The following is a 20,407-nucleotide window of genomic DNA, read 5'->3' on the forward strand; positions in this document are numbered from 1 at the left end:
GTACGAGCCGGGTGACGAACCGGGGCAAAGCGTCAAGAAGGGCCCGCTGCCGCGCGTCACGCGTCGGCACGGGCCCTTGCTATGGGCGGGGCGAAACTCTCAGGAAACACTCAGTTGGAGCAGCTCGTCGCCGGGGCCGACCCGGTAGACGTCCAGCCGGTTCACGCCGGCCCGGAACAGCCGGTCGTCGGGGAGGAGGGCGGCGAACCGCCGCCCGCCGGCATCGGGCGGCACGACCGGCACGACCGCCCCGATCCGGCCGTTGACCGCGACGGCGAGCAGCGTGCCGTCGCGCACCGACGCACCGACGGTGCCCCAGACCAGGGCCGGCAGCTCGCCGGCGTCCGGGTCGACGGCACGGAACGCGGCGAGGTCGGCGACCCGGACGATACCGTCGGCCGGTTCGGCGACCCGGGCGGTGCCGTCGGTCGGCCGCTCCGCCACGGCGGTGCCGACCAGCGGGTGGGGCGGCGGCGGGGGCGGCGGCTCCGGCACCCCGCCGGGGATGCTGACCGGCTCGCCCGGCCGGTCGTAGAAGCGCTTGTCGGCGCGCTCGCGCGGGGCCTGTCGGGCGGAGCGCCCGTCGACCTGCCACGGGATCCGCACGTGCGCGTGGTCGGCGACCGTGGGCAGCAGGTCGACCTGCTCCCAGTTGCGGTCGTCGACCCGTCCGGCCCGCTGGCCGGGTTCCTTGACGAACGTCGGCACCCACGCCACCTGCCCGGCCGCCGCGCGCACGGCGCTCATCCCGCGCCCCTGGAAGCCCTTGTCGAAGCTGACCCCGTGGTCGGCGGTGACCACCACGAGGGCCTTGTCGTACAGGCCGGTGGCGCGCAGGGTACGCAGCGTCTCGCCGATCAGCCGGTCGGTGTACCCCAGCTGGGCGAGGTGCCGCTGCCGGGCCAGCTCGACCCAGCCCGCGCCGTCGTTGGGCAGGTCCTCCGGGGCGGCGTAGCGGGCCCCCGACGGCAGGAACACCCAGGGCGCGTGCGGCATCAGCAGGTGCAGGAAGTGCAGGGTGGGCCGGTCGCTGGGGCGCAGCCCGGCCAGGAACGTGGTGAACCGGGCCGGCTGGTTGTCGTCGAGGTTGTCCCAGCGGAACTTCGGGTCGGCCGGCACCGGCTCGGCGGCGTCCAGCCCCGCCTCGGCGGCGGTCAGCTCGCGGTACGACTCCTCGGGGGCGACCCGGCTGTCCACCGGCGCGGTCACCTGGAGCAGCAGCCGGCCGCTCTCCCGGACCAGGGTGCCGAGGCCCTGCTGAGGGCTGGCCGGCTGGTCGCAGCGGCTGGGCGGGCAGAGCCGGGTGATGCTCTCCTGCGCCCGGATGTCGTACAGGCCGCCGAGGGCGGTGAACAGGTTGTCCGGGTACTGCGAGTAGTGCGGGGCGACCGGCCGCGCCGGGTACCGGCCGGTGAGCATGGCCGGCAGCGCGTACGGCGTCCAGCCGCTGACCCCGGTGGCGTTGCGGTACCAGGTGGAGCCGGCTGCCAGCTCGGCGAAGTGCGGGTAGCGGGCGGCGTCGATCCGGGCGTCCGGGCCGAGCAGGGAGACCAGCGGCAGCTCGTCGAGGACCAGCATGACCACCGGCGGGTGCTCCCCCGCCCCGGCCGCACCGGCCGCACCGGCCGCACCGACGGGGCCTTCCGGCAGCACCACCGGCGACACCGGCGAGGCGAGCAGGAACAACGCCACGAAGGCCGGCGGCCCGGCCGCGGCCACCCGCAGCGCCCACCCTGGGCCGCGCCACCGCCGGTGCGCGGCGGCCCCGGCCGCGCCCACCACCGCCGCGACCAGCAGCAGCGGTACGCCCCGCAGCGGCGTACCGTGCCGGCCCGCCTGGACGGCGAGGGCGGCGAGCAGCAGGCCGACGGTCCCGGTGTGCACGGCGGCCCGGACGCCCCGCCCGGCGAGCCGGCTCGCCGCCCCGAGCAGGGCCACCGGCAGCGTGGGTACCAGCGCGATCAGCGCCACCAGGGTCAGGATCTCGCCCCGTGTGGCCCGGTGGAACAGGAAGAAGTCGGGGCTGCGGCCCAACACGTCCAGCATCGGCTGGGTGACCACCAGCCCGACCAGCGCCACCACCTCCAGCAGCGGGCCCCGCTCCGCCCGCCACCCGGTCTGCGGGGTGGGGCAGCCCGGGGCCGGGTCGACGGCCCGGGAGGTCGCCGGGGCCGGGGCCGGGTCAGCCACCCACCACCGCCTGGTAGAGCGTCCGGGTGCCCGAGGGCAGCTCGACGTGCCGCTCGATCCGGCACCGGGCGGCCAGCAACCGGGCGAACTCGTCGGGCCGGTAGGCCGGGAAGAGGCCGGGCGGCCGGTTGGCCAGCAGCCGTCGGGCCATCGGGTCCTCGGGGTGGACGAACTCGACCACCAGCCGGCCGCCGGGGGCGCAGGCGTCGGCGAGCTGGTCGACGAGCTGGGCCAGCGGCACGTTGCGCCCGATCGCGAGGTGGTGCACGACGGCGAGGGCGAGCACCAGGTCGGCCCGGGCCCGGGTGGCGAAGGCGGCCCGTTCGACGCCTCGCCAGCCGCCGCCGGGCGACGGGTCGGCCAGGTCCATCACCAGCGGCAGCACCCGCCGCTGCCCCTCGGCGCGCAGCGCCGCGTACAGGTCGTCGACCACGGCCGGGTCCTGCTCGACGGCGACGACGTAGCCGGCGTGCCGGGCGGCGATCCGGGCGTACCGGCCGTCGTTGGCGCCCAGGTCCAGCACCAGCCCGGGTGGCGGCCCGGCGGTCAGCGCCGCGGCGACGAAGCGTTCCTTGGCGGCCCGGTCCCCCGCCGAGTACGTGCAGGTGCGCTGGTAGTCGACCCAGTGGCTGCGGGCGTGGCGCGGGGCCAGCCGGCGGACCAGCTTCTCGATCCGGCGCACGGCGGCCAGGGCCAGTTCCCGGGAGTACCCGGCGGTGCGCAGTTGCGCCCGCACGTCGCTGGTGGTCGCGGCGGCGTGCCGCTGCTGCATCGCGGAGTGCAGGTGCACGTGGGTGGGGACGCCGGGCAGCAGCCGGCGGGTGCCGGTGAACAGCCGGCGCATCTGCTCCGGCGGGATGCCGTCGACCTGGGCGCGCAGCCAGGGCTGGAAGTCCACGCCGAGGTGGGCGGTGAGCAGCAGCGGGTAGAGCAGGGTCTGGCAGAACTGCCGGTAGCCGGCCCAGGGCTCGCCGTCGCGGGCCGGCTCGAACGAGCCGACGTCGATGAAGACCGGTCGGACGCCGTCCCACTGGAGGTTGTAGGCCGATCCGTCCTTTGTGGTGAAGCCGGCGGCCAGCGCCGCGCGCAGGACCTCCAGGTGCAGCAGCGCGGCATCGCGCAGCATGCCGAACGACCACTCGTACGGGTGGGAGACGAACGGGATGCGCTCGTGGCGCAGGACCGCGGCCCACGGCACTCCGTCGGGGGCCCGGAACCGGTCCGGCGCGACGGGTTCGGTGCCGCAGACCTTGCCGGCGGCGAGCAGCGGCGGGAAGAACTCGCTGGCCGCCAGGGCCCGCCAGTCCTCGGCCGCCCGCGCGTCGAGCCCGCGCAGCACCTCGCCGTCGGCGTAGAAGACGCGGTTGGCCGGGTCGCGGAAGGAGCCCGGCTCGACCCGGACGCCGGTGTCGGGGGTGGTCATGCCGGCGGGCCCGGCTCAGGAACGGTCGGTGGGCCGGCGGCGGAACCGGGTGGTCAGCCGGCGCCAGTAGAGCTTCGCGGCCACCGCCGCTCCAGCCACCCCTCCGACCACCGCCTGCACGATCAGGCTGCCGGAACCCGCGTCCAGGTAGGCCAGGTGCATCACGGGTCGCTCCTTCCCCTCGCCGTCTCGGAGTCAGCTTCCGGCCCCGCCGCGTTGGGGTTTTTAAGCCGAAAGGCCGGACTTGTCTCATTGCCACCGTACGCGACGGCGGGCCGCGTCGAGGCCACACCGCCCAGTCCGGCCGCGTCCGTTCCGTTCAAGACGCGACGCCCGGCCCCGCCGTACGGTCGGCGCATGACACCTCGCTTCGACCTCGTCGGCCTGACGGTCACCGACATGGCCCGGACCCTCGACTTCTACCGACGCCTGGGCCTCGACATCCCGGCCGGCGCGGAGGCCGAGCCGCACGTGGAGTTCACGTTGGCCGGCGGCCTGCGGCTGGCCTGGGACACGGTGGAGACGATCCGCAGCTTCGACCCCGACTGGGCGCCGCCGACCGGCGGCTCCCGGGTCGGCCTCGCGTTCCGCTGCGCCGACCCGGCCGAGGTGGACCGGTACTGGGCCGAGATGACCGGGGCCGGCTTCCACGGCCATCTGGCGCCGTGGGACGCGTTCTGGGGCCAGCGGTACGCGGTCCTGCACGACCCCGACGGCACCGGCGTCGACCTGTATGCCCCGCTGCCGGCGGACTGACCGCAGCGCCCCGGCGGCAACGGTCCGCCCCGGTCCCAGTCCCCGGGCCGACAGGACGACAGGAGCGGCTCAGCCGCGCAGCAGGACGCCGGGCGGCACCCCGGCCAACTCGCGCACGTCGCGGGTCAGGTGGGCCTGGTCGGCGTACCCGGCGCGGGCGGCCACCTCGGCCAGCGGCGTCCCGGCCCGGGCCAGGGCGAGAGCCCGGCGCATCCGCAGGATCCGGGCGAGGGTCTTCGGGCCGTACCCGAACAGGTGCTGGCAGCGGCGGTGCAGCGCCCGCGCGCCGAGGCCGACCTCGGCGGCGACCGCGCCGACCGACCCCCCGCCGGCCAGCCGGGCCGCCAGGTGCGCGCCGAGCGGATCGGGGCCGCCGGCCGCGCGCAGCCGGCCCCGGGCGACCTCCTCCAGCACGGCGGCGACGCCGCGACCGCCGGCCGTCCGGTCGGCGACGGAGGCCGCGCCCGGTCCCCACAGGTCGGACAGCGACACCCGCCGGTCCCGCAGCTCGTCGGCGGGCAGGCCGAACACGGCCGGCCCGACGCCGGGCGGCAGCCGCAGCCCCACCCAGCGCTCGCCGGCCGTGCCCACCGACAGGTGCGCCGTGCGGTCCGGCCCGGCGACCAGCAGTCCCCGTCGCGAGGACCACAGCAGGTCCAGGCACCCGTCGGGCAGCACCCGGGCGGGCCCGTCGCCGGTGCTGACGCTCTCCCAGAGCACCGCCCCGGCCACGCTGGCGCCACGCTCCCGGTACACGACCCGAGTCTGCCAGCCGCGGTTCGGTCGCCGGCCTGGGCCTGGTCGAGGGCTCGCTGGCCGGTCCGGGGCCGGCGGCGTGCACGCCGCCCGTGACGGCCTAGGCGTGCGCTGTGGAGCCCGTGGCCGCCGGTAGGGAAACCGTGAACACGGTTCGCCCCGGGCGGCTTTCCACCAAGACCCGGCCGTGGTGGGCATCCACCACGGCCGCCACGATGGCCAGCCCGAGGCCCGTGCTGCCGTGGGCGCGCGACCGGGAGCTGTCCCCCCGGGCGAAGCGCTCGAAGACCTCGTTCTGCAGGTCGGCCGGGACGCCGGGGCCGTCATCGGTGACGCTGAGCACGACTCCCGCCGGGGTGGGGGTGAGCCGGGTGGTGACGGTGGTACCCGGCGGGGTGTGCACCCGGGCATTGGTCAGCAGGTTCGCCACCACCTGGTGCAGCCGGGCGGTGTCGCCGGGCACCACCTGCTCCGCCTCGGGCAGGTCGAGCTGCCAGCGGTGCTCCGGGCCGGCGACGTGCGCGTCGCTGACCGCGTCGACGACCAGCGCCGTCAGGTCCACCGGCTCGACCGCCAGCGGGCGGCCGGAGTCGAGCCGGGCAAGCAGCAGCAGGTCGTCGACGAGGCTGGTCATCCGGGTGCTCTCCGACTCGACCCGGCGCAGCGCGTGCGCCACGTCCGGCGGGACGCGGTCGCGGCCCCGGCGGGCCACCTCGGCGTACCCGCGGATGGCCGCGAGGGGGGTGCGCAGCTCGTGGCTGGCGTCGGCGACGAACTGGCGTACCCGGGTCTCGCTGGCCTGGCGGGCGGCGAGCGCGGCGGCGACGTGCCCGAGCATCCGGTTGAGTGCGCCGCCGACCTGGCCGATCTCGGTGCGGGGATCGGTGTCCGCGGCGGGGACCCGCACGGAAAGCGCCACCTCGCCCCGGTCCAGCGGCAGCTCGGTGACCCGCGCTGCGGTGGCGGCGACCCGGCGCAGCGGGCGCAGGGTGGCCTGGACGATCAGCGCGCCGAGGCCGCCGGCGACGAGCAGCCCGGCGGCGGCGACCCCGGCCTGGGCCAGCACCATCCACCAGACGGTGTCCTGGACTCCGGTCAGCGGCAGCGCGAAGACCAGCACCCCACCGGAGCCGTCGTTGTCGAGGTCGACGAACTGCCGGGCCACCGCCCGGTAGTCGCCCTGGTCGCCGAGGTCCACCGTGCGCGGCCGGCCGTCGACGGCCAGCTTGGCCAGCGGGGCCGCCGTGCCGGTGGCGAGCGGCTCGACCGAACCGGCCGGGTTGCGGATCTTCGCCTCGGCGACCCGGCCGTCGACCACCCGGACGACGATCGAGCCGGGCGGAAAGCCGGGGGGCAGGTTCACCTCGCGGGGCAGCGGGGGCAGGGTGGGGTACCGGCCCCGCCGGTCCCCGCCGACCCGATGCTGGTCGAAGTTGAGCTGGTCGTCGACCTGGGCGACGAGGAAGTGCCGCAGCGCCACCGTGGTCAGCCCGCCGATCCCGATGCTGACCAGGGCGAGCAGCGCCACCACGGCGGCCACCAGCCGGGTGCGCAGCGACCGGCCGGCCAGCCAGCGGCGCAGCCGGTCAGTCCGCCGGCTTGAGGACATATCCCGCGCCGCGCAGGGTGTGGATCATCGGCACCCGTCCGACGTCGATCTTCTTCCGCAGGTACGAGATGTACAGCTCGACGACGTTGGCCTGCCCGCCGAAGTCGTAGTTCCAGACGTGGTCGAGGATCTGCGCCTTGCTGAGCACCCGGCGCGGGTTGCGCATCAGGTACCGCAGCAGCTCGAACTCGGTCGCGGTGAGGGTGACCAGCTGGCCACCGCGGCGCACCTCGTGGCTGTCCTCGTCCAGGCTGAGGTCGCCGACGGTCAGCACCGCGTCCTCCCGGGTGGCGACGGCGAACCCGGAGCGGCGCAGCAGCGCCCGCAGCCGGGCGATCACCTCCTCCAGGCTGAACGGCTTGGTGACGTAGTCGTCGCCGCCGACGGTGAGCCCGGCGATGCGTTCCTCCACCGCGTCCCGGGCGGTGAGGAAGAGCACCGGCACGGTCGGGGTGTGCTCACGCAACCGGCGCAGCACCTGGAAGCCGTCCAGGTCGGGCAGCATCACGTCGAGCACCACGGCATCCGGCTGGAACTGCCGGGCGGTGCTCAGCGCCGTCATCCCGTTGCCCGCGGTGCGGACCTGCCAGCCCTCGTAGCGCAGCGCCATCGAGAGCAGGTCGGTGAGGGTGGGCTCGTCGTCGACCACCAGCACCCGGACGGGTTCCCCGTCGGGTCGGCGCAGCTCGATGCGGCCCTGCGCGGCCTGCCCCTCCAAGACCATGCCTCCCATCGTGGGACGGTCGGCTGTGCCCCACATCGGCAGACCCTGTGTACCAGCTGTGCGTGCCGCCCGGCGCTTGGTCCGCGCATCCGCCCCTATTGGCGGATCACTGCGACATGCCCAGCGGGTCGGTGCGGACGAAGCGCATGGTCCAGGTGCCGGTGTCGTCCGGGCGGTCGCGCCGGTAGAGGTGGTCGGCGGTCGGCGCCGGGGAGCCGCCCGGGTGCCGCAGCACCCAGCGCTGCGGGGGCGCCCCGTCGGGCCCGGCCGGCACCTGACGCACCAGGTCGTGCGCGGGCCCACCGACGAACCGCACGGTCACCTCGGTCATCACCCCTCCGTTTCGCCGCCGTCACCCCAGGTCGACCTCCCCGGTGGAAGCTACCGCACCGCACCGGGAGGCGCGGGCGGCGCGGTGTCGACACCCCCGGCGGTTTGCCCTGCTCGGGAGCCGGGTACCGGGCGGAAGTGACGGGATTGCCGCCCGCCGATGGTGGCGAGCTAGACGAGGAGCGGTCAATGAGGACGCTGAACGGGCGCTACCAGCTCGAACAGCGCATCGGCATCGGCGGGATGTCGGAGGTGTGGCAGGCCCACGACACGGTGCTCGACCGGCCGGTCGCGGTGAAGCTGATCTCCCCCGGCCGGGACGGGCCGACCTCGGTGGAACGCATCCGCGCCGAGGCCCGCTCCGCAGCCCGGCTGGTGCACCCGAACGTGGCCAGCGTGCACGACTTCGGCGCCTCGTCGACGCTGCTCGGCCGGTCGGCTCCGTACATCGTGATGGAGCTGGCGGAGGGCGAGACCCTCGCCGCGCACCTGCGCTCCGGGCCGCTGGACTGGCGCATCGCCGTGCGGGTCTGCGCCGAGATCGCGGCGGCGCTGGCCGCCGCGCACGCGCACGGCATCGTGCACCGCGATGTGAAGCCGGCCAACGTGATGCTCACCCCGTGCGGGGTCAAGGTGCTGGACTTCGGCATCGCCACCCCGGCCGGCATGCCCGACGAGATGCCGGACGGCATGGTGGTGGGCACTCCCGCGTACCTCGCTCCGGAGCAGCTCGACCGGCGGCCCGCCACCCCGGCCGCCGACATGTACGCCCTCGGGGTGCTGCTCTACTACTGCCTCACCGGCCGGCTGCCGTACCGGGCCGACAGCACCAGCGAGCTGCTCGGGGCACGCCGCCGGCAGCAGCCGGACCCGTTGCCTGCGGTGGACGGCCTGCCGCCGGAGGTGGCCGGGCTCTGCGGGCAGCTGATGGCCGACGACCCGATGCGCCGGCCGACCAGCCTGATGGCCGCGCTGCTGCTGGCCGAGGCGGTCGACGCCCGGGTGTACGTGCCGATGCTCGACATGTCCCCGCCCCGGCAGCGCGAGGAACTGGTGTCCCCGTGGACCGAGCAGGCCGCCGCCGAGGCGACCCAGGCCGCGGGCGTCGGCGACCGGCCGGCCGGACCGGGGCGCGACCGGAGGTCCTGAGGCCCCGGCAGCCCGTCCCGGGGCCGGCGACCCAGTCGGCCCCCGCGACGGTGCCGGTGCCGGCGGGTGCGGCGGGGCGGAGCCGGTGGCGGTTTCGCCGGGCGCGAGCCGGGTAGCCGGGCGGGTGACTGAGGGGGGAACGGAATGCCGGATCCGAGTTCCTGGCTGCACGAGGCCACCGCGACGGCGTCGGGGGGCCACGTCCGAACCGACGACGGAGGACTGTCCAGCGCCCTGGCCTCCCCGCTGGCGCCGCACTGCACAGGCCTGACGCCGGAGCAGCTGCTGGCCGCCGCGTTCGCGTCCTGCCTGCACCACGCGGCGATCGAGGCCGCCGGGGAGATCACCGACGAGGCACACACCGTGCAGGTGCGCGCCGAGGCCCGGCTGGGCCGCGACGACGACGGACGCTACCGGGCCGACGTGCACGCCTCCATCTCGTCGGCCGGGCTGAGCCCGGAGCAGCTCGCCCAACTCGTCGAGCACGCCGACCGGCTCTGGCCGTTCTCCAGCGGCGACAGCACCCGCCACCGCCTCACGGTCAGCCCGGCGGAGAACGGCGGGCGCTGAACCGCTCCGCCCCGACGCGGGCCCTCACCAGCGGAGGCCGGCGGTGACCGCGCGGTCACCGCTGTCCATGGTGTGCGGCACCCCGGCCGAGGTCGGGGTGAGCCCCTCGGGACCACCGGCCCCTGCCGCCTCGCCGGACCGGATAGTCGATCATCATCCGAACGAACGAGTCCGTCATGCTGCCGCAACGGTCCGCGCCAGCCCGGCGAATAATCTGTCTTGTCTATCCATGAGGGCAATGACGGACATATGCGGTACACCGGGATGGCCGGCTTGCTGCCCGGCCGAAAGGAGATGTCCGGTCGTAAATCCGCGAATTGTGGCGCATGCCACCAATCACCCCATGGGGAAAGCGCGTCAAGCTCTCTAGCCTCGGCGGGTGCGCCCCGATGAACCCGCTGAGCAGAAGCAGACCGCCACCCGCCCGGATGACCGTCCGACCGATGCCACATCGACCGGGCGGACGACCGGCCGGCACCGCCGGCCCGAACCGCCGCGCCGCGCCGGCCGCGCGCTGCTCGGGTCCACCCCGGTGCGCGCGGCCCTGGCCACCGGCCTGACCTGCTGCCTCGGCGTGGCCGCCTTCGCCGGCACCCGGCACGCCGACACCGACCCGGAGCCGGTCCGCGACGCCCTCGCCGACCGGGCCGCGGTCGCCGCCGAGGCCGAGCGACGCGCCTCCCGCTCTCTCGACCGCGCCCCCGCCGCCCCGCCGACGCTCGCCCCCAGCCCGACGACGAAGCCCAGCCCGAGCGCCAGCCGCAAGCCGCAGCCGGTCAGGCCGGCCCGGCCCCGCCCGGTCGCCGGCCTCGACCAGGTCCAGACGGACAACGCGAAGACCATCGTGGACGTGGGGCGGGGCCTGAAGCTGCCCCGCCGGGGCCTGGTGGTGGCGGTGTCCACCGCCATGCAGGAGAGCGACCTGCGGAACCTGGCCAGCAACGTGCTGCCCGAGTCCTACGAGTACCCGCACCAGGGCGCCGGCTCCGACCACGACTCGGTCGGGCTGTTCCAGCAGCGACCCAGCAGCGGCTGGGGCAGCGTCCGCGAGCTGATGCGCCCCGCGTACGCGGCACGGGTGTTCTGCGAGGCGCTGCTGAAGGTCCCCGGCTGGCAGGAGATGAGCGTCACCGCCGCCGCCCAGTCCGTGCAGGTCTCGGCGTACCCCGACGCGTACGCCCAGCACGAGGAGCGGGCCGCCGCGGTGGTGGCGGCGCTGACCTGAGCCGGCTCGGCCACCCGGGCGCCGCGCCCGCCCGCAGCTCGGCACCGGTCACCGCTCAGCTCGTGGGCACCCCGCCGGGCGGCACGGAAGCGGCGGCCGTCGGCGTGTCCGTGGCCACCGGCTCACCGGCCGGTGCGATGAGGATCTCGTCGAGCCGGGTCGCCCGGAGCCGGCGCGCCGCCAGGGCGGCCTCGACGTCCCGACGGGCCCGCACCGCATCGGCGTACGCCTGCTCGCGGAGCTGCCGGGCCTCATCGCGGGCGGCGTCCAGCTCGAACCGGGCCCGGGCCAGGGCCTCGGCCGCCTCCCGTTCGACCTCTGGCGGCGACGACCGGCCCGATAGCGCCCCGGCCCCGTCGGCCCGGCGCCGCTCGACCAGGTCACACAGGCGGGCCGCCTCCCACCGGAGCCGGTCCCACTCACGGCCCGTCCCGGTGGCGCCCTCCGCCCGCGCGGCGAGCCGGCTCAGCCGGACCGCCAGCTCGTCGAGGCAGGAATCGACCTGCCGACTGTCGTAGCCGAACTCCACGACGGAGAATCTCATCCTGTCGCCCCCAGGCAGCCGGTGCTTCTTCCCACCTGCCGATCCTCGGCGGTGCCGGCGGGACGCCGAGGGGGTTCGGGAGAATTGTTCGGCATTCGGGCGACGACGCCCGCCCTCGGGGCGCGGGTCAGGCCCGCTTGGGCAGCACCACGACCCGGCCGAAGAACTCGTCGATCCGGCGCACCACGTCGTTGAAGTCGTCCAGGTCGATCGGCTTGGTCACGTACGCGTTGGCCTGGAGGGTGTAGCTGCCGACGATGTCGGTGTCGGCGTTGGAGGTGGTGAGCACCACGACCGGGATGGTGCGCAGGTCGTCGTCCTGCTTGACCTCGCCGAGCACCTGCCGCCCGTCCATCCGGGGCATGTTCAGGTCGAGCAGTATCACGTCGGGCCGGCGGGCCTCGGTGTGCCGCCCCTCGCGGCGCAGGAACTCCATGGCCTCCTGGCCGTCGCCGACCACGTCGATGACCTTGTCGACGTCGGAGTCGGCGAGGGCCTCCTCGATCATCAGAACGTCGCCGGGATCGTCGTCCACCACGAGGATGCGAACGGGGCCGGGGGTATTTCCAGCCATGGGTGACCTGCCTCGGGTTGACGCGGACGGCGACCTCACGATCGCCTGTTGGCGGGGAAATCTAGCCCATCACAGGGCGGACTGCGACCTCGGGTGCATCGTGTCGGAACGGTATCCCAGGACCTCGGCCAGGCCGGTCACCTTCAGCACCCGCTCCACCCGCCCGGTGGCTCCGGTCACCCGCAGCCAGCCGCCCCGGGCCGCGGCCCGGTTGTCGCCCCGGACGAACGCGGCGATGCCGGTGGAGTCGCAGAAGGTCAGCTCGGTGAGGTCGACCAGGAGATGCCGCTCCCCCTGGTCGGCCAGCCGATCGAGGACGGCGTTGAGCTCGGGCGTGGTGCTCAGGTCCAGCTCGCCGGCGAGTCGCAGGCACGCCCCGGCACCTTCCCGTTGGGCGTACGTGACGGTGAACGTCAAACGTGGTTCCCCTCGCTCCACCGCACGCTGATGCTTGCAGTGGAGCAAGTATAAGCAGTGAGCCGCGGCCCCCCGCATCTCCGAACGATCAACGCGACCGCGCGACCGCGCGACCGACGCCCCCGCCGCAGAGGGTGGCCCCCGACCCTGGGACCAGGAGTCGGGGGCCGGGAGGGTGGCCTCAGGTGGCGGTCACCGGTTGCAGGCGCGGCCCGTCGGCCCGCCGATCGGCGTCGCCCGGCGGGGGTTCCGCGTCCTCCGGCGGCCCGGAGTCGGGCGTCTGGAACAGGTAACGGACGAACTCCCCACCCGCCTCGTTGTCGTCCGCCCCGGGCCACTGCCCGGTGCAGTCGACGCCGACCACCTCGCGGCCGACGCCGTCGGACTCCTCCAGCAGGGCCCACAGGCTCACCCGGTAGCACCTGGTCGCCTGTGGCGTGAGCCGCCAGCGGGCGTACCAGCCGGGACGGGCGGGGACGATCTCGACGATCCTCTTCATGACGACCTTCCCTTCCGCGTGTGTCGGAAGTACTCCGGCCCACTCCCGATCGTGGAGCCCGGGCGGGTGAACCTGGCTCACCCGCCCCGGATGACGCCGCCCCGGCCGCCCGTCGGCCGGCCCCGTGGCGCGGGCCACGGCCCGTTTCGGCCCCGACGACGCCGGGAAGGCGACGGTCGAGACAACGGATCGGAGAGGGGCGAGGTGTGCCATGCGCAAACAGATGGAGGGTGACAACCAGCGCCGCCGGGCGCTGGCCCGCCAGGCCCGCGAACGCGGCCGGCAGGCCAGCGAGACCGGCGCGAGTCTCAGCGCGTCCAAGCAGCCCACGCACCTGGACCGGGGCAAGCGGGCCGGGCCGCCGCCGGCCGGCCGGCACAAGCCCGACAGCACCCGGGGCGGGCCGGCCCCGCCGCAGGCCGCTCCCGCGCCGGCCGCCCGGCCGCAGCCGCGCCCGCAGCGCGGCCCCGGAGGGGCCCCGGGGACGATCGGCGTGGGCTACCGGGAACTGGTCGACGACGTCGGCCGACGGGCCGGGGTCGACTTCCGCACCGCGAAGGTGGCGGCCGAGGCGACCGTGCTGACCCTGGCGTGGGCGCTGGACCAGGCCGCCCGGGAGCGGCTACTGACGGCCGTGCCGGTGTCGCTGCACGACGTGGTCCCGGTGGACGGCATCGAGCGCCACCGCGACCTGCCCGGTTTCCTCGCCGAGGTGGCCCGGCTCAGCGGCCGTACCCCGGAACAGGCCCGCTACCAGGCGGAGGCGACGATCGCCGCGCTGGCCGACCGGGACGGCGACCTGGTCGCCTCGCTGCACGTACCGGACGGGCTGCGCGATTTGCTCGGCCCGGCGGCCGGCGGTTGAGGCGTGGGCCGGCGGGCAACCGTGCCCGCCGGCCCGCAGCACCGGGCGCACCCTGCTCGCGGGCGGGGTCGCCCAGTCGTACGTGGGGTGGACGTGGACGACCCCGACACCTGAACTTCGAGTCACGCGGCGCGGAAATGGGTTTCCGGCCTGTCGGCGGGGGTAGCCGCGCCGGATGAGGGACGCCGACGACAGGTCCACCGCCCGGCGGGCCGCGATCGTCATCGGCCTGGTGCTGGCCACCGTGTTCGGGCTGGCCCTGATCTGGGCCACCCGGCGGGTGCTGGTCTGGGCCGTGATCGCGGCGTTCTTCGCCGTCGCGTTGAAGCCCCTGGTCGACGGGGTGCAACGCCGTTTCCTGCGCCGCCGCACGCTGGCCACCCTGGTGGTCTTCCTGGCCGCGTTCGGGGTGCTCACCGCCCTGATCGCGGTGATCTTCCTGCCGCTGGTGGACGAGCTGGGCCGGTTCGCCGAACGGGCCCCGGAACTGCTGCGGGAGACCCGGGTGGGGCAGGGCCCGGTCGGCGAGGTGCTGGAGCGGCTGCGGCTGCGGCGGTACCTGGCCGGCCACTCCAACCAGATCGAGCAGTACGGCGACCAACTGCACGAGCCCGTCGTCGGGCTGGTCCGGCGCGTGCTGGAAACCCTCGTGGGGCTGATCACCGTGATCGTGCTGGCGTACCTCATGGTGCTGGAGGCCCCGAGGATCACCGCGGGCGTGACCGCCCTGCTCAGCGACCGGGCGGCGAGCCGGGCCCGGCGGATCGGCCGGGGCGTGACCCGGGTGGTCACCGGCTACCTGACCGGGAACCTGCTGATCAGCGTGATCTGCGGTGCCCTGACCTTCCTCGTGCTCGTCCTGACCGGGGTGCCGTTCGCCGGGGTGATCGCGCTGCTGGTGGCGATCGCCGACCTGCTGCCCCTGGTCGGCGCGACCCTCGGGGCCATCCTCGCGGGCGGCGCCGGGTTCCTGCACTCCCCCACCACCGGGATCGTGGTGCTGGTGTTCTTCGTGATCTACCAACAGGTGGAGAACCACCTGCTGCAACCGGTGATCATGGCCCGGGCGGTCCGGCTGAACCCGCTGACCGTGCTGGTCAGCGCGCTGTTCGCGGCGGAGCTGGCCGGACTGATCGGCGCGCTGCTGGCCATTCCGGTCGCCGGGATCGGGCAGCTGCTGCTGCGCGAGTTCGGGCCGAGGAGAAAAAGCCGCCGCCCACGCCCGGCCGACGAAAGCTGAACGCGCCGCCGGCGAAGGACAGACAGTCAGTCCCAGTCAGCACGGCGGGCGCTCCGCGCGCTCAGCCGTGTCGGACCGGGACCTCCGGCGACGAGCTCTCCAGCGGCACGGCGTTGGCGGGCACCAGGCCGAGTCGCACGGCCGGACGGGGCAGGGTGGCGTCGAGCAGCCAGTCCGCGCCGATCCGGGCCCGGTTTCCCGGCATGGCCAACAGGTGGTAGCCGCGGGTGACGGCCTTGGCCGGCAGCCCGGACAGCGACACCTTCAGCGGGTTCGCTGCGGCGTCCTTGCCGCCGAGGTCGACCACCCAACCGAGGTCGTGGTGCTTGTACGGCCGGCGCCGGCCCTGCCCGTAGGAGGCGGCGATGTTGTGCGCCGCCAGCTTGCCCTGGCGCTGGGCGTGCTGGGCGGTCATGGTGCAGACCTGCCCGGGGCGGGCCAGGTCGGGCACCGCGGCGGCGTCGCCGCAGGCGTACACCTCGGGGAAGCCGGGGACGGTGAGGTACTCGTCGACCACCAGGCGCCCCCTCTCGGTGCGCAGGCCGAGCTCGGCGACGAACGGGTCGGGGCGCACCCCGACGCACCAGACCAGGCTGCACGTGGGCACGCACTCGCCGTCGGTCAGTCTCACCCCGTCGAACGTGGCCTCCGCCACCGAGGTGCCCATCCGCACGTCGACGCCGCGCCGACGCAGCACCCGGTCGGCGGTCACCGACATCCGCTGGTCCAGTTCGGGCAGCACCCGGGGGGCCACGTCGAGCAGCATCCAGCGGGGCCGGACTTTGAGGTGCGGGTGCTGGGCGACCAGCCGGTCGGTGAAGAGCTGGCCGTGCGCGGCCACCTCGGTCCCGGTGTAGCCGGCGCCCACCACCACGAAGGTGGTGCGGGCCCGCTGCTCGGCCGGGTCGTCGGTCAGCTCGGCCAGTTCGATCTGGCGTACCACGTGGTCGTGCAGGTAGAGCGCCTCGGGCAGGCCGCGGAAGCCGTGGGCGTACTCGGTGACGCCGGGGATGGGCAGCAGCTTGTTGACGCTGCCGACGGCGAGCACCAGGCGGTCGTACGCGAGCCGGCCCTGGTCGCCCTCCGGCATCGTGTAGCCGACCCAGCGGTTCTGCAGGTCGATCCGGTCGGCCTCGCCGACGACCACCCGTACGCCGTCGAGGGTGCCGCTGAGCGGCACCGAGATCCGTCCGGGCTCGACCACCCCAGCGGCCACCTCGGGCAGCAGCGGCAGGTAGAGGAAGTAGTCGGTCGAGTTCAGCAGGACGATCTCGGCCCGGTTCCGGGCGATCCCGCTCAACGTCTTCGCCGTGTGGTAACCGGCGAACCCGGCCCCCACGATCACCACCCGAGGCTTCGTCATGGGGGGTGCCGTTCCCACCGCCGGCCTGGGCAAACGTCGGAATCAGTCCGGCTGGAGCCGGACGTGGGCCGCGGGTCAGGGACGGGCTCAGGGCCGGTCGGGTGCGGTGATCGCCCACCGCTCATGGTCCCGCCACGCCCCGTCGATGAACAGGTAGTCCGGCGAGTAGCCCTCCAGCCGGAAGCCGAGCTTGCGGGCGATCCGCCGGGACGGCTCGTTGCCCGGCTGAATGTTCGCCTCCAGCCGGTGCAGTCCCAACACGTCGAACGCGTGCCGCACCACCAGGCCGATCCCGGCCGACGCGTGCCCGGTGCCGCTGAACGGCAGGAACGCCGCGTAGCCGAGGTAGCCGCCGCGCAGCGCGCCGAGCAGGATGCCGCTGATGTTGACGTACCCGGCGATCGCCCCGCCGGCCCGGTCGCAGATCAGGTATCCGGCGTGGTTCCGGCGCCGGATCCGGCCCAGGTACGTGGCGTACGCCTCCGGGGTGTCCGGGGCCGACAGCCACGGGTGGTGCAGCTGCCCGCTACGCCGGGCGGCGGCGACGAACTCGGCCTCGTCGGAGGGTCGGGGTCGGCGGATCGCGGCGGGCCCACCGGTGCTCAGGTATCTCACGACCAACCACTCTGACCGGCGGGGCGGGACGCTGTCCAACCGGCTGCCTCCGCCGGGCGACCGGACGGCACGGCGCGACACGTCCGCGCCGACGGCACCGGCCCGGTCGGTCACCGGCCAGCGGCGCCGGGCCCCGGCCGGTCGCGTCGGTCGGCAGGTCGTTCGCGCCGTGCGGGAGGAAATAGATGGTGTGCAGGTCCAGCGGCAGCCGCAGGGGGTGCCCCGGTGGGCCCCGGCTTCAGTTGCCGCTGGGGTTGCTCGCACTGGTCGTCTCCACCTTGTCCAGCTTCCGGATGACGATCTGCTCCACGGTTCTCACCTCCCTCCGAGGGGGTCGGGACCGGCCGCGCCCGCCCGGTGACCGGTCGGCCGACCAGCCACCGGACGCGCTCCGGGCGCAGCTCGTGCGGCAGGACCCGGCCGGAGCCTGCGGCCTCGACGCTCATCCGCGCGCTGCCCGGCCGGCGACGACCGCCGCGTCGACGGGTGTCCCGCCGCAGCCGGCCGGGCAGCGCGGGTGCGGCGGGTGGGCGATGAGGAAGTGCTGGTCGGGGGCGACCAGGTTGATCCCCTGAAGCTGACCGGGCCGGACGGCCGGGACGCCGGTCAGCAGGGCCGTCGCCAGGTGGGCGGCGAGGTGCCCGGAGAGGCCGGCCGAGGACGCGCTGACCGCGCTGCTGCTCTCCCGCTGCACGGTGTACTCGGCTGACGGATCGTCGCGGCGGCGCTTGTCGTGCTCGGCGAGCCAGAAGCACTCGTAGCACGGGCCCACCCCGGGCAGGTACGCCGCCGCCGTCACCACCGGGCCGTGGTACCCGGCGTCCACCCAGGGGGTCGCGGCGCCCAGACAGACCCGGTTTGCCCAGGCCCGGATGGCGCCCGGCCGGTCGGCGCAGAGCAGCAGCACGTCGCCGCCGGCGACCAGCCGGCGCAGGTCGCCCGGCCCGCGCACCTCGGACCGCTCGCCGGTGACCTCGATGTCGGAGTTGAGCTGGCGCAGCCGGGCCACCGCGGCGTCCACCTTGGGCCGGCCGATGTCGTCCTCGACGTACATGGTCTGGCGGTTGAGGTTGGACAGCTCGACCACGTCGGGGTCGACGCAGTGCAGCCGCCCGACCCCGCCGGCGGCCAGGGCGAGCGCGGCGGCCCCGCCGGTGCCGCCCAGCCCGACCACGACCGCCCGGGAGCGCTTCAAGGCGAGCTGCGGCTCCCAGGAGGTGGCGCGCGGGACCAGGTCGACCCAGCGGTGGAACCGGCGGCCGCGGTCGTGGCGCTCCCGGTCCCGGTCGGTGAGTTCCGGCGGGTCGGGGGCAGCCGCGTCGGTGAGATACCCGGCGGCGGCGAACAGGTCGAGCGCGGAGCGGACGGCGCCGGCCTGCTCGCCCGGGTGCGCGGCGAGCACCTGCCGGACGATCTCCTCGACGCTGCGGGTGCCGTCGGCGGCGCACAGCGTCGTCCAGATCGCGCCGGTGGGGTCGAGCACCTCGGCCGCGATGCCGTAGACCGAGCCGCCGACGCGGATTTGGCCGCCCGGCAGCCGGTGCAGGCCGTGCTCGGGTTTGACCTGGGGATGCCACCCGGACGTCGCCAGTGATGCCATCGATCCTCGCCCCCGAACGGCAGATCGCTGTCCCGGGAATCAGCCTGGCGCAGCCGGGCCGGGGAGCGCAACACCCGGCGGGCGATCGGTGGCCGGTCGGGTACCCGAGCCGCCCGTACGGGCACGTGGCGGAGCCCGGACCCGGGCACCGCCGTCGCCGATCAGGCGGTCGGCAGCACGCGGATCGGCGACGCGACGTGGGGACGGCGTGTGGGCGGGTCAGACGGGCCGGGGTTGGGGTTCGTCGGGGGGCATGGGGACCTGGAGGTAGGTGGTGCCGCGCAGGTCCAGCCAGGCCCGGTCGGGCGCCCGGACCAGGCGCAGCATCACCGCCGCGCAGGCCGGGCAACGGGCGACCAGGCCGGGGGCGTGCGGGTAGACGTGCAGGCCGGCGAGCGGGCCGGTCATGCCGCACGACTGGCAGCGCCCGGTGGCGGCGCTCAGGTCGACGGCGAACAGTTCGCGCAGCGGGCCGTCGAGCATGTTGCCGTCCAGGTAGGTCATCTCGGTCATCGGGTCTCCTCGGGCGGGTCGGGGCCGGATCGGCTGGTGCCGGCCGCGTCCGGCCGGGCCTCGGGTCAACCGGTCGGGCCGAAACGTTCGGTGCGGACCCGTCGGGGCTGGTGGCCCAGGCCCACCAGCAGGTCCGCCGCCGTCTCGACGAAGCCGGTCGGCCCGCAGACGTAGCAGAGCGGCTCCAGGTCGGGCGGCCAGCCGTGGACGTTCACGTCGGCCAGCCCGATCCGGTGCGGCTCGCCCCGCCACCCGTCGGGCGCGGCCCGGGTGTACACGTACGCCACATCGAGGCCCTGGTCGTCGCGCGCGCGGCGGCGCAGCTCCTCGGCGTAGAGCACGTCGGTCGGGGTGCGCACCGAGTAGACCAGCCGGAACGGCGCCCGGCTGCCGGCGGCCCGGCGGGCCCGGACCATCGCCATCAGCGGCACCACGCCCGAGCCACCGGCGACCAGCAGCACCGGCGCGGTCTGGGTCGGCCGCCAGACGAACCAGCCGCCGACGGGGCCGCGCACCTCCACCGGGTCGCCCGGCGCCCAGACGTCGATCAGGTACGGCGACACCTCGCCGTCGGGCACCCGCTGCACGGTCAGCGCGATCCGGTCGCCGTCGGCCGGCCCGGCGAGGGAGTACGACCGGGCGGCCTGGTACCCGTCGGACGCGGTGAGCCGGACGTCGACGTGCTGGCCGGGCAGGTGCCCGGGCCAGCCGGGCACGTCGATGACGAGCGTCCGCGCGGTCGGCGTCTCGCCCCGCCGCTCGACCAGCCGGGCCACCCGCCAGGTCAGCGGGGCGCTCAACGGGGCGCTCAATCGCCGGTGTAGCGCTGCTCGCGCCACGGGTCGCCGTAGGCGTGATACCCGGCGGTCTCCCAGAAGCCGGGCTCGTCCATGGTCCTGAGCCGGATCCCGCGCACCCACTTCGCGGACTTCCAGAAGTACAGGTGGGGCACCAGCAGCCGGGCCGGGCCGCCGTGCTCGGCGGGCAGGTCCCGGCCGTCGAAGCGGTGCGCCACCCAGGCCCGCCCGCCGCGCAGGTCGGCCAGCGGCAGGTTCGTGGTGTACCCGCCGTACGAGTGGACCAGGGCGTACGCCGCGTCGGTGTCGACGCCGTCGAGCAGGACGTCCAGCGAGACGCCCTGCCAGTTCGTCGCGAGCTTGGACCAGCGAGTGACGCAGTGGATGTCGACGGTCGGGGTGTCCTGGGGCAGGGCGGTGAACTCGGCCCAGGACCAGCGGCGCTCCGCGCCGGCCTCGGTGGTGACGACGAACTCCCAGGTGTCCGGCCGCACCTTCGGGGTGGGGCCGGCGGAGAGCACCGGGAAGTCCTCGGTCAGGTACTGCCCCGGCGGCAGGGCCGGCTCCGCCGAGCGGGGCCGGCCCTGGAAGCCCGGTGACACGATTCCCACCGGTCAGTCGTACCACCTGCCGGATCGCGACGGCGCC

General features: G+C 75.2%; 22 protein-coding genes and 1 pseudogene. 6 read left to right on the top strand and 17 right to left on the bottom strand.

Annotated elements, in window-relative coordinates; genetic code table 11:
- Positions 1-99 precede the first annotated feature (99 nt).
- The 3 genes from GVV04_RS19780 to GVV04_RS32260 are packed head-to-tail and all read right to left on the bottom strand — an operon-like array spanning position 100 to position 3,778.
- Positions 100-2,190 carry a sulfatase-like hydrolase/transferase gene (locus GVV04_RS19780; protein WP_328822473.1) on the bottom strand — a complete coding sequence of 697 codons (2,091 nt, stop codon included), beginning with the start codon at positions 2,188-2,190 and terminating at the stop codon, positions 100-102.
- Positions 2,183-3,613 carry a class I SAM-dependent methyltransferase gene (locus GVV04_RS19785; protein ID WP_161689575.1) on the bottom strand — a complete coding sequence of 477 codons (1,431 nt, stop codon included), beginning with the start codon at positions 3,611-3,613 and terminating at the stop codon, positions 2,183-2,185. Before GVV04_RS19785 ends, GVV04_RS19780 begins: the two co-directional genes overlap by 8 nt.
- Before the next feature lie 15 nt (positions 3,614-3,628).
- Entirely contained in the window at positions 3,629-3,778 is a 150-nt protein-coding gene (locus GVV04_RS32260; protein ID WP_201753935.1) for a hypothetical protein, read from the bottom strand.
- 192 nt (positions 3,779-3,970) lie between these two features.
- Between GVV04_RS32260 and GVV04_RS19790 the strand changes: the two genes are divergently transcribed.
- Positions 3,971-4,369, top strand: coding sequence for a VOC family protein (locus tag GVV04_RS19790; RefSeq protein WP_161689576.1), 399 nt, complete (start codon positions 3,971-3,973; stop codon positions 4,367-4,369).
- Positions 4,370-4,438: 69 nt separating this feature from the next.
- On the opposite strand, the gene GVV04_RS19795 is transcribed toward GVV04_RS19790, so the two are convergent.
- The 4 genes from GVV04_RS19795 to GVV04_RS19810 all read right to left on the bottom strand — a co-directional run bounded on the left by GVV04_RS19795 (position 4,439) and on the right by GVV04_RS19810 (position 7,789).
- The gene (locus tag GVV04_RS19795) at positions 4,439-5,125 is read right to left on the bottom strand and encodes a helix-turn-helix transcriptional regulator (protein WP_161689577.1); all 687 of its coding nucleotides are present in this window, start codon (positions 5,123-5,125) and stop codon (positions 4,439-4,441) included.
- A 100-nt stretch (positions 5,126-5,225) separates the two neighbouring features.
- Positions 5,226-6,734, bottom strand: coding sequence for a sensor histidine kinase (locus GVV04_RS19800; protein ID WP_161689578.1), 1,509 nt, complete (start codon positions 6,732-6,734; stop codon positions 5,226-5,228).
- Positions 6,712-7,458 carry a response regulator transcription factor gene (locus tag GVV04_RS19805; RefSeq protein ID WP_161689579.1) on the bottom strand — a complete coding sequence of 249 codons (747 nt, stop codon included), beginning with the start codon at positions 7,456-7,458 and terminating at the stop codon, positions 6,712-6,714. Before GVV04_RS19805 ends, GVV04_RS19800 begins: the two co-directional genes overlap by 23 nt.
- 106 nt (positions 7,459-7,564) lie before the next feature.
- Positions 7,565-7,789, bottom strand: coding sequence for a hypothetical protein (locus tag GVV04_RS19810; RefSeq protein WP_161689580.1), 225 nt, complete (start codon positions 7,787-7,789; stop codon positions 7,565-7,567).
- A gap of 188 nt (positions 7,790-7,977) precedes the next feature.
- Here GVV04_RS19810 and GVV04_RS19815 point away from each other — a divergent pair, with 188 nt between their 5' ends.
- From GVV04_RS19815 to GVV04_RS19825, 3 genes are all read left to right on the top strand, one after another.
- Positions 7,978-8,937, top strand: coding sequence for a serine/threonine-protein kinase (locus tag GVV04_RS19815; RefSeq protein WP_161689581.1), 960 nt, complete (start codon positions 7,978-7,980; stop codon positions 8,935-8,937).
- A gap of 144 nt (positions 8,938-9,081) precedes the next feature.
- Positions 9,082-9,507 (top strand): OsmC family protein, encoded by a 426-nt coding sequence (locus GVV04_RS19820; protein ID WP_161689582.1) that lies wholly within the window; start codon positions 9,082-9,084, stop codon positions 9,505-9,507.
- Positions 9,508-9,886: 379 nt separating this feature from the next.
- Positions 9,887-10,732 carry a hypothetical protein gene (locus tag GVV04_RS19825; RefSeq protein ID WP_328822474.1) on the top strand — a complete coding sequence of 282 codons (846 nt, stop codon included), beginning with the start codon at positions 9,887-9,889 and terminating at the stop codon, positions 10,730-10,732.
- Positions 10,733-10,787: 55 nt separating this feature from the next.
- Here the strand turns inward: GVV04_RS19825 and GVV04_RS19830 are convergent, their stop codons facing one another.
- The 4 genes from GVV04_RS19830 to GVV04_RS19845 form a co-directional block, all read right to left on the bottom strand.
- Complete coding sequence (locus GVV04_RS19830) at positions 10,788-11,276, bottom strand: ATPase (RefSeq protein ID WP_161689583.1); 489 nt, start codon at positions 11,274-11,276, stop codon at positions 10,788-10,790.
- A 127-nt stretch (positions 11,277-11,403) separates the two neighbouring features.
- Positions 11,404-11,850, bottom strand: coding sequence for a response regulator (locus tag GVV04_RS19835; RefSeq protein WP_161689584.1), 447 nt, complete (start codon positions 11,848-11,850; stop codon positions 11,404-11,406).
- 69 nt (positions 11,851-11,919) lie between these two features.
- A complete protein-coding gene (locus GVV04_RS19840) occupies positions 11,920-12,267 on the bottom strand; it encodes an STAS domain-containing protein (protein WP_161689585.1) in 348 nt (115 codons plus the stop codon).
- 181 nt (positions 12,268-12,448) lie between these two features.
- On the bottom strand, positions 12,449-12,766 hold the full coding sequence (locus GVV04_RS19845; RefSeq protein WP_161689586.1) for a hypothetical protein: 318 nt from the start codon (positions 12,764-12,766) through the stop codon (positions 12,449-12,451).
- A gap of 211 nt (positions 12,767-12,977) precedes the next feature.
- On the opposite strand from GVV04_RS19845, the pseudogene GVV04_RS19850 reads away from it, so the two are divergent.
- Positions 12,978-13,628, top strand: a pseudogene (locus tag GVV04_RS19850) (DUF2267 domain-containing protein); the annotation flags it as partial.
- Between the two features lie 178 nt (positions 13,629-13,806).
- Entirely contained in the window at positions 13,807-14,871 is a 1,065-nt protein-coding gene (locus GVV04_RS19855) for an AI-2E family transporter (RefSeq protein ID WP_161689588.1), read from the top strand.
- Between the two features lie 61 nt (positions 14,872-14,932).
- On the opposite strand, the gene GVV04_RS19860 is transcribed toward GVV04_RS19855, so the two are convergent.
- The 6 genes from GVV04_RS19860 to GVV04_RS19885 all read right to left on the bottom strand — a co-directional run bounded on the left by GVV04_RS19860 (position 14,933) and on the right by GVV04_RS19885 (position 20,361).
- Positions 14,933-16,234 (bottom strand): NAD(P)/FAD-dependent oxidoreductase, encoded by a 1,302-nt coding sequence (locus GVV04_RS19860; RefSeq protein WP_161689589.1) that lies wholly within the window; start codon positions 16,232-16,234, stop codon positions 14,933-14,935.
- A gap of 87 nt (positions 16,235-16,321) precedes the next feature.
- Positions 16,322-16,849, bottom strand: coding sequence for a GNAT family N-acetyltransferase (locus GVV04_RS19865; RefSeq protein WP_328822475.1), 528 nt, complete (start codon positions 16,847-16,849; stop codon positions 16,322-16,324).
- Between the two features lie 442 nt (positions 16,850-17,291).
- Entirely contained in the window at positions 17,292-18,449 is a 1,158-nt protein-coding gene (locus GVV04_RS19870; protein ID WP_161689591.1) for a HesA/MoeB/ThiF family protein, read from the bottom strand.
- 219 nt (positions 18,450-18,668) lie between these two features.
- Complete coding sequence (locus GVV04_RS19875; protein ID WP_161689592.1) at positions 18,669-18,962, bottom strand: DUF6510 family protein; 294 nt, start codon at positions 18,960-18,962, stop codon at positions 18,669-18,671.
- 65 nt (positions 18,963-19,027) lie between these two features.
- Complete coding sequence (locus GVV04_RS19880) at positions 19,028-19,762, bottom strand: ferredoxin reductase (protein ID WP_201753829.1); 735 nt, start codon at positions 19,760-19,762, stop codon at positions 19,028-19,030.
- An 8-nt stretch (positions 19,763-19,770) separates the two neighbouring features.
- A complete protein-coding gene (locus GVV04_RS19885; protein ID WP_328822509.1) occupies positions 19,771-20,361 on the bottom strand; it encodes a sulfite oxidase-like oxidoreductase in 591 nt (196 codons plus the stop codon).
- Positions 20,362-20,407 lie beyond the last annotated feature (46 nt).

The sequence above is a fragment of the Micromonospora rubida genome (assembly GCF_009908295.1).
In the GTDB taxonomy this organism is placed as follows: Bacteria; Actinomycetota; Actinomycetes; order Mycobacteriales; family Micromonosporaceae; genus Micromonospora; species Micromonospora rubida.

Coding starts and splice junctions, on each gene's coding strand:
- GVV04_RS19785 (WP_161689575.1), bottom strand. CDS start 3,613: ATGACCACCCCCGACACCGGCGTCCGGGTCGAGCCGGGCTCCTTCCGC.
- GVV04_RS19790 (WP_161689576.1), top strand. CDS start 3,971: ATGACACCTCGCTTCGACCTCGTCGGCCTGACGGTCACCGACATGGCC.
- GVV04_RS19800 (WP_161689578.1), bottom strand. CDS start 6,734: ATGTCCTCAAGCCGGCGGACTGACCGGCTGCGCCGCTGGCTGGCCGGC.
- GVV04_RS19805 (WP_161689579.1), bottom strand. CDS start 7,458: ATGGTCTTGGAGGGGCAGGCCGCGCAGGGCCGCATCGAGCTGCGCCGA.
- GVV04_RS19810 (WP_161689580.1), bottom strand. CDS start 7,789: ATGACCGAGGTGACCGTGCGGTTCGTCGGTGGGCCCGCGCACGACCTG.
- GVV04_RS19815 (WP_161689581.1), top strand. CDS start 7,978: ATGAGGACGCTGAACGGGCGCTACCAGCTCGAACAGCGCATCGGCATC.
- GVV04_RS19820 (WP_161689582.1), top strand. CDS start 9,082: ATGCCGGATCCGAGTTCCTGGCTGCACGAGGCCACCGCGACGGCGTCG.
- GVV04_RS19830 (WP_161689583.1), bottom strand. CDS start 11,276: ATGAGATTCTCCGTCGTGGAGTTCGGCTACGACAGTCGGCAGGTCGAT.
- GVV04_RS19835 (WP_161689584.1), bottom strand. CDS start 11,850: ATGGCTGGAAATACCCCCGGCCCCGTTCGCATCCTCGTGGTGGACGAC.
- GVV04_RS19845 (WP_161689586.1), bottom strand. CDS start 12,766: ATGAAGAGGATCGTCGAGATCGTCCCCGCCCGTCCCGGCTGGTACGCC.
- GVV04_RS19855 (WP_161689588.1), top strand. CDS start 13,807: ATGAGGGACGCCGACGACAGGTCCACCGCCCGGCGGGCCGCGATCGTC.
- GVV04_RS19860 (WP_161689589.1), bottom strand. CDS start 16,234: ATGACGAAGCCTCGGGTGGTGATCGTGGGGGCCGGGTTCGCCGGTTAC.
- GVV04_RS19870 (WP_161689591.1), bottom strand. CDS start 18,449: ATGGCATCACTGGCGACGTCCGGGTGGCATCCCCAGGTCAAACCCGAG.
- GVV04_RS19875 (WP_161689592.1), bottom strand. CDS start 18,962: ATGACCGAGATGACCTACCTGGACGGCAACATGCTCGACGGCCCGCTG.